The organism is Aeromonas sp. QDB25 (genome assembly GCF_027707725.1).
Classification (GTDB): Bacteria; Pseudomonadota; Gammaproteobacteria; order Enterobacterales; family Aeromonadaceae; genus Aeromonas; species Aeromonas caviae.
Genome location: NZ_JAPCIZ010000127.1, coordinates 1 through 6,484 on the forward strand (window position 1 = coordinate 1; position 6,484 = coordinate 6,484).

The following is a 6,484-nucleotide window of genomic DNA, read 5'->3' on the forward strand; positions in this document are numbered from 1 at the left end:
GATTTAAAACTTCATTTTTAATTTAAAAGGATCTAGGTGAAGATCCTTTTTGATAATCTCATGACCAAAATCCCTTAACGTGAGTTTTCGTTCCACTGAGCGTCAGACCCCGTATAGTGTTTTGCAGTTTAGAGGAGATATCGCGATGCATACGCGGAAGGCAATAACGGAGGCGCTTCAAAAACTCGGAGTCCAAACCGGTGACCTCTTGATGGTGCATGCCTCACTTAAAGCGATTGGTCCGGTCGAAGGAGGAGCGGAGACGGTCGTTGCCGCGTTACGCTCCGCGGTTGGGCCGACTGGCACTGTGATGGGATACGCGTCGTGGGACCGATCACCCTACGAGGAGACTCTGAATGGCGCTCGGCTGGATGACGAAGCCCGCCGTACCTGGCTGCCGTTCGATCCCGCAACAGCCGGGACTTACCGTGGGTTCGGCCTGCTGAATCAATTTCTGGTTCAAGCCCCCGGCGCGCGGCGCAGCGCGCACCCCGATGCATCGATGGTCGCGGTTGGTCCGCTGGCTGAAACGCTGACGGAGCCTCACGAACTCGGTCACGCCTTGGGGGAAGGATCGCCCGTCGAGCGGTTCGTTCGCCTTGGCGGGAAGGCCCTGCTGTTGGGTGCGCCGCTAAACTCCGTTACCGCATTGCACTACGCCGAGGCGGTTGCCGATATCCCCAACAAACGGTGGGTGACGTATGAGATGCCGATGCTTGGAAGAGACGGTGAAGTCGCCTGGAAAACGGCATCGGATTACGATTCAAACGGCATTCTCGATTGCTTTGCTATCGAAGGAAAGCCGGATGCGGTTGAAACTATAGCAAATGCTTACGTGAAGCTCGGTCGCCATCGAGAAGGTGTCGTGGGCTTTGCTCAGTGCTACCTGTTCGACGCGCAGGACATCGTGACGTTCGGCGTCACCTATCTTGAGAAGCATTTCGGAACCACTCCGATCGTGCCTCCGCACGAGGCCGTCGAGCGCTCTTGCGAGCCTTCAGGTTAGAGGCCGTCGACAATGATAATCTGGATCAACGGACCTTTCGGCGCCGGAAAGACGACGCTCGCTAAGCGGCTGCGCGATCGGCGTTCCAAATCGCTGATCTTTGACCCCGAGGAAATCGGGTTCGTGGTGAAAGAAACGGTCCCCATGCCAGCGAGCGGAGACTATCAGGATCTCCCCTTGTGGAGGGGACTTACGATCGCGGCGGTCAGGGAGATTCGAAGGAATTACTCGCAGGACATCATCATCCCAATGACGCTCGTGCACCCGGACTATCTGACTGAGATACTCGACGGGGTAAGGCGGATCGACGATCAGCTGCTGCACATCTTTCTGACGCTCAACGAGGACCTATTGCGTCACCGGATCGCGAACCAGACCATGCATCCTGACCCGAATCGAAATGCGGAGATTCGAGAGTGGCGATTAGCGAATGTCGCCCGATGCTTGGCCGCAAGGGAACGGCTTCCATGCACAACCCGTGTTCTCGATAGTGGTGCACACACCAGCGATGAACTCGCAGCGATGGTGCTCGACGGAATCGATGGGCGCACCTGATCGCCTTCGACGCCTGCGCAAAGCGTAGCGCGAGGGTGGCGGGCTCACGACCAAACGCCCAGAGGTCGATCATCGCAGGGATGTTTGGCTTTGTGGTGCGGACGACGGGACTCGAACCCGTACTCTCACAGAGAAGCAGATTTTCGTACCACCTCGACTTTCGCCGCCGTCTGATGACGTTCGTGGTCTGGACTGTCCCTTCGCCATTGCCCGAAGGCTTTAGGCGCCGCCCGTCCAGTCTCTACACCTTCCCCCGAAGGGGCTTGGCTCGGGATTGGCTTAGGGTATTGCCCGTTAGCGTTCCCCGACTTTGAGCGGTTCTACTCCGCGGATTTCCCCGCGGGCACTCCAATTTTAAAGTCTGCTGCGTCTACCGATTTCGCCACGTCCGCCTTTTTTCGCCGTTCCTAGCGCTCGTGCGATGCACCTATGTTGCACCTAGCGCCGAATCGTTCTTCGTCATCCTGAAAAACCACGTCTCCTAAAGCCTTGCATAGCTTATCTTTTCTCCACCACGAACTTTTTTGTGGGATGGTAGAAAAAAAGACTTTTTAAGTCCGCTGGCTTGCCAGGCCTTGTTAGCTTGTACGGTCATGGTTATCGGGTAAAGAATATTGACGGCATCGCTGGTGTCGGTGGCTGAAAAGCCGGCTCCCATCAGGGCAATAGCCATTTCAGATGCAGGCGTACAGGGCAATGGTCAACAGCTACAGCCTGTCTGACGATTCCGGCGTCATGGCTGCGGCGGCTATCACGCATTTTTTGTTCGGTCAGGCGGTGTTTTCGTACCTCAATGGTTGGAGCGTGTTGATCGGACCTGGTACAGGTTTGGACAGCACGGGCTGCAAATACGCAAGGGATTTAATGGGCCTGGTGGCGTTCACGGCTTTTATCGTGACGTTTCTGTTCAGGGGCTACTCATAATCTCGTGGCTCGGCGGTTCCCGGCACACCATGACAGTAAGGAAGGACCCTGTGTCTCAACTCTCCCAGCTTCGAAGCCCCGCCGCCGTGCAGGCTGCCATCGATGAGTTCGTGCAACTGGGCCGCACGAAATTCCTGGCGCGCCACGGCTACGGCAAGTCCCGCGACTTCCTGGTACGTGATCCGAAGACCGGCACCGATTGCGATTCCAAGGCCATCGCCGGTGTGGCCTTCGGCAAGCAATTTCCCGAGCAGGGCCCGCTCACTGCTGACAGCTTCTCCGGTGGCGAGACGACCGTCGTTCCGGCGCTGACGCGGCTCGGGTTTCGCATCATTCGCATCGGCGAAGACTGGTCCGAAGAAGAGGTCCTGGCCACGGTCGAAGACTATTTCGACATGCTGCGTGCCGAGGCGGCTGGGGAGCCGTACCACAAGTCCGAGCACAACCAGGCACTGCGCCAACTGCTGAACGGTCGCAGCAAGTCTTCAGTCGAGCTCAAGCACCAGAACATTAGCGCCGTACTCGATGCCCTGGGCCTGCCCTATATCAACGGCTACAAGCCACGCGGCAACAGCCAACTGCTGCTGCGTAAATCCGTACACGCCTACGTTCTGGAACATCAGCAGACGGTCGGCGCTCTTGTCGATGCCCTGGAGGAGGTAAAACTTCCGGGTGACAAAACCTACCGAGCGGCTTTGGTAGAACCACCCGCCCGTGAAGTGCTTGTGCGTACCCCGGCATCTCTACGGCAACGCCTACCGCGAAAGTTCGATTATGCCGCTCGCGATGAAGCCAACCGCAAGCTGGGCCGGGCAGGGGAGCAGTGGGTGATTGGCTACGAACAGCAACGCCTGACCGAGCTCGGCCACCCAGAGCTTTTTCAGCGGCTGGATTGGGTGTCCGACACCCAGGGAGACGGTGCGGGGTTCGACATCCTGTCGTTCGAAGAGGACGCCCATGAGCGCTTCATCGAGGTGAAAACCACCAATGGCGGGGTAGGCTCGTCTTTCTTGGTCAGCCACAACGAACTCGAATTCTCCAAGGAGGCGGGCGATCAATTCCATCTGTATCGCGTGTTCCAGTTTCGGGACGGTCCGCGCCTGTTCACGCTACCCGGCGACCTCAGCCAACATGTGCATCTCAAGCCGACGGACTACCGGGCGAGTTTCCGGAGTTTGGTGGGGTAAAGGCAGGGTTCTGTTGAGCCGAATGGCTGTGTGCGGCCGATTCTGTTGAAAAAGTAGCGGCCTCCCCATGCCGTTGGCAAAATTGCTTTGTCAGCGAGCGTGGGGGCGAACAGCATGATGGGACAGTTACCGGGAGGACAGCAGCGCCTGTTCTACTCGTTCAATCTGGAAGATCACGTCCCGGCCCAACATCTCCTGCGCAGCATCGACCAGTGCTTGGATCTCAGTGATCTACGTGCCTACCTGGCAGATTTCTATAGCCCCATCGGGCGTCCCTCGATTGACCCGGAGTTGATGGTGCGCATGCTGGTCGTCGGCTACTGCTATGGCATTCGTTCCGAGCGGCGATTGTGCGAAGAGGTGCACCTGAACCTGGCCTATCGCTGGTTCTGCCGGTTGGGTCTGGAAGACGAAGTCCCCAATCACTCGACCTTCTCGAAGAATCGCCATGGGCGTTTTCGTGACAGCGATCTATTCCGCTGGTTATTCAATGAGGTGCTGCGGCGCTGCATGGCAGCCGGCCTAGTCAAGGGTGAAGGTTTCGCCGTCGACGCCAGCATCATTAAGGCGGATGCCAGCCGGCAACGTGGGGTGGCGGGAGATGAGGTCGATTGGAACGATCCAAAGCTCAGCAGCCGCGCAGTGCGCGAGTACCTCGAAGCCCTTGATGAAGAGGCGCTGGCTGAGGCTCTTCCCAAGAAAATTTCGCTCACTGATCCTCAGTCCCGTTGGACAGCAGCGCCAGGTGGCCCGGCCTTTTTTGCCTACTCCACGAATTACCTGATCGACACTGAGCACGGTGTGATCATGGACGTGGAAGCTACCCCGGCGCACCGTACCGCCGAAGTCGATTCGACTAGGACGATGGTCGAGCGTGTCGAGGCGCAGTTCGATCTCACACCGGAACGCCTTATCGGCGATACCGCTTATGGCACCGCCCCGATGCTGGCCTGGATGGTCGAAGAAAAGGACATCGAACCGCATGTGCCGGTGTGGGACAAGACCGAGCGCAAGGACGACAGCCTCTCCAGTAACGACTTTCACTGGAGTCAGGACGCCAATGAATATCGCTGCCCAGCCGGCAAACCGCTACGCAGTGAATGGCGCGCCTTCACCCAGCAAAGGTCGCGGGTAACTAAGGCCAAAACCGTCATTTACCGCTCCAGCCAAACCGACTGCGCCACCTGCCCGTTGAAAGCGAAATGCTGCCCCAACACGCCGAATCGGAAGATCGTCCGCAGCATCCATGAGGCTGCCCGCGACGTGGCTCGACGCATCGCCAAGACACCGGAGTACCTCGTCTCTCGCTGCGAACGAAAGAAGGTGGAGATGCTTTTCGCCCACCTCAAACGGATCATGAAACTCGACCGTTTACGACTGCGTGGCCTAACGGGTGCCACTGACGAATTCACCTTGGCTGCGATGGTGCAGAACCTGCGCCGCATGGCCAAGCTTTTGCCTCAAGGGCCACCGCTGACGGGATAGGTATGCCTGCTACGAGCAGAAACCCTCAAATTAACCCTTAAACCTGAGCAAGGACGCTCAGTGAAACGCCGGAAGGCAACTTGAAGTGGCTTGCAGCCACTTCGACAGCAGGCACACCTGATCGGCAGGCTGCCGCTAAAGCTACTTTTTCAACAGAATCGGCCGATTTGTGCCGGTCGTCAAGGACCGCTTCGGATCACTCTCAACCGGATCGCGGGCCAGCTGATTTGCTAAAACCCGCGCCAAACTCAACGAAGGATTTCGCATGATCCGTTTTTTTTGGCGATCACGCTCGGCCTGATGGTTGGCTGCTCGTCGAGTTCAAGTTCGATCTGATCAGTGAGCGGTAGCGCAAGTGGATCGCCTCAGCCAAGCAGCGTTGTTGCCGGCGGCCGGAAGAAAGCCTTGAACTAGTAGCGGAAAGGATGAAACTTTATTTTTACGATTCTCAGCATTTTCCAAGGTTGAGCGAAAATTAGGATGATACTTTAATGATTCCGGCCTCCATCCCCACAAAACGCTTGCAGATGGCAGAATTGAAATAAGTCATTGTTTTAAATGGATTTTTGCAGGAATTGCTACGTTGCAGGGTCCTGTAGTTAGGATGACACTTTATTTTCCTCCCACAGGCCTCGTGATACGCCTATTTTTATAGGTTAATGTCATGATAATAATGGTTTCTTAGACGTCAGGTGGCACTTTTCGGGGAAATGTGCGCGGAACCCCTATTTGTTTATTTTTCTAAATACATTCAAATATGTATCCGCTCATGAGACAATAACCCTGGTAAATGCTTCAATAATATTGAAAAAGGAAGAGTATGAGTATTCAACATTTTCGTGTCGCCCTTATTCCCTTTTTTGCGGCATTTTGCCTTCCTGTTTTTGCTCACCCAGAAACGCTGGTGAAAGTAAAAGATGCTGAAGATCAGTTGGGTGCACGAGTGGGTTACATCGAACTGGATCTCAACAGCGGTAAGATCCTTGAGAGTTTTCGCCCCGAAGAACGTTTTCCAATGATGAGCACTTTTAAAGTTCTGCTATGTGGTGCGGTATTATCCCGTGTTGACGCCGGGCAAGAGCAACTCGGTCGCCGCATACACTATTCTCAGAATGACTTGGTTGAGTACTCACCAGTCACAGAAAAGCATCTTACGGATGGCATGACAGTAAGAGAATTATGCAGTGCTGCCATAACCATGAGTGATAACACTGCTGCCAACTTACTTCTGACAACGATCGGAGGACCGAAGGAGCTAACCGCTTTTTTGCACAACATGGGGGATCATGTAACTCGCCTTGATCGTTGGGAACCGGAGCTGAATGAA

The 6,484-nt window shown here is 55.7% G+C and carries 7 protein-coding genes; 6 read left to right on the forward strand and 1 reads right to left on the reverse strand.

Annotated elements, in window-relative coordinates; translation table 11 throughout:
* The first annotated feature begins 145 nt into the window (after positions 1-145).
* Both aac(3)-IId and PG883_RS22260 read left to right on the forward strand, forming a co-directional pair.
* A complete protein-coding gene (gene aac(3)-IId, locus PG883_RS22255) occupies positions 146-1,006 on the forward strand; it encodes an aminoglycoside N-acetyltransferase AAC(3)-IId (protein WP_000557454.1) in 861 nt (286 codons plus the stop codon).
* Between the two features lie 12 nt (positions 1,007-1,018).
* Positions 1,019-1,561: an AAA family ATPase gene (locus tag PG883_RS22260; RefSeq protein WP_000587837.1), complete on the forward strand. Its 543-nt coding sequence runs from the start codon at positions 1,019-1,021 to the stop codon at positions 1,559-1,561.
* A gap of 481 nt (positions 1,562-2,042) precedes the next feature.
* On the opposite strand, the gene PG883_RS22265 is transcribed toward PG883_RS22260, so the two are convergent.
* The gene (locus PG883_RS22265) at positions 2,043-2,234 is read right to left on the reverse strand and encodes a hypothetical protein (protein WP_000951934.1); all 192 of its coding nucleotides are present in this window, start codon (positions 2,232-2,234) and stop codon (positions 2,043-2,045) included.
* 23 nt (positions 2,235-2,257) lie between these two features.
* On the opposite strand from PG883_RS22265, the gene PG883_RS22270 reads away from it, so the two are divergent.
* The 4 genes from PG883_RS22270 to PG883_RS22285 all read left to right on the forward strand — a co-directional run.
* Entirely contained in the window at positions 2,258-2,485 is a 228-nt protein-coding gene (locus PG883_RS22270; RefSeq protein ID WP_000248278.1) for a hypothetical protein, read from the forward strand.
* Positions 2,486-2,535: 50 nt separating this feature from the next.
* Complete coding sequence (locus PG883_RS22275) at positions 2,536-3,672, forward strand: DUF3883 domain-containing protein (protein ID WP_000080861.1); 1,137 nt, start codon at positions 2,536-2,538, stop codon at positions 3,670-3,672.
* Positions 3,673-3,786: 114 nt separating this feature from the next.
* Positions 3,787-5,157: an IS1182-like element ISCfr1 family transposase gene (locus PG883_RS22280; protein WP_000971921.1), complete on the forward strand. Its 1,371-nt coding sequence runs from the start codon at positions 3,787-3,789 to the stop codon at positions 5,155-5,157.
* 820 nt (positions 5,158-5,977) lie between these two features.
* A partial coding sequence (locus PG883_RS22285) for a serine hydrolase (RefSeq protein ID WP_219411303.1) occupies positions 5,978-6,484 on the forward strand: 507 nt, incomplete at its 3' end.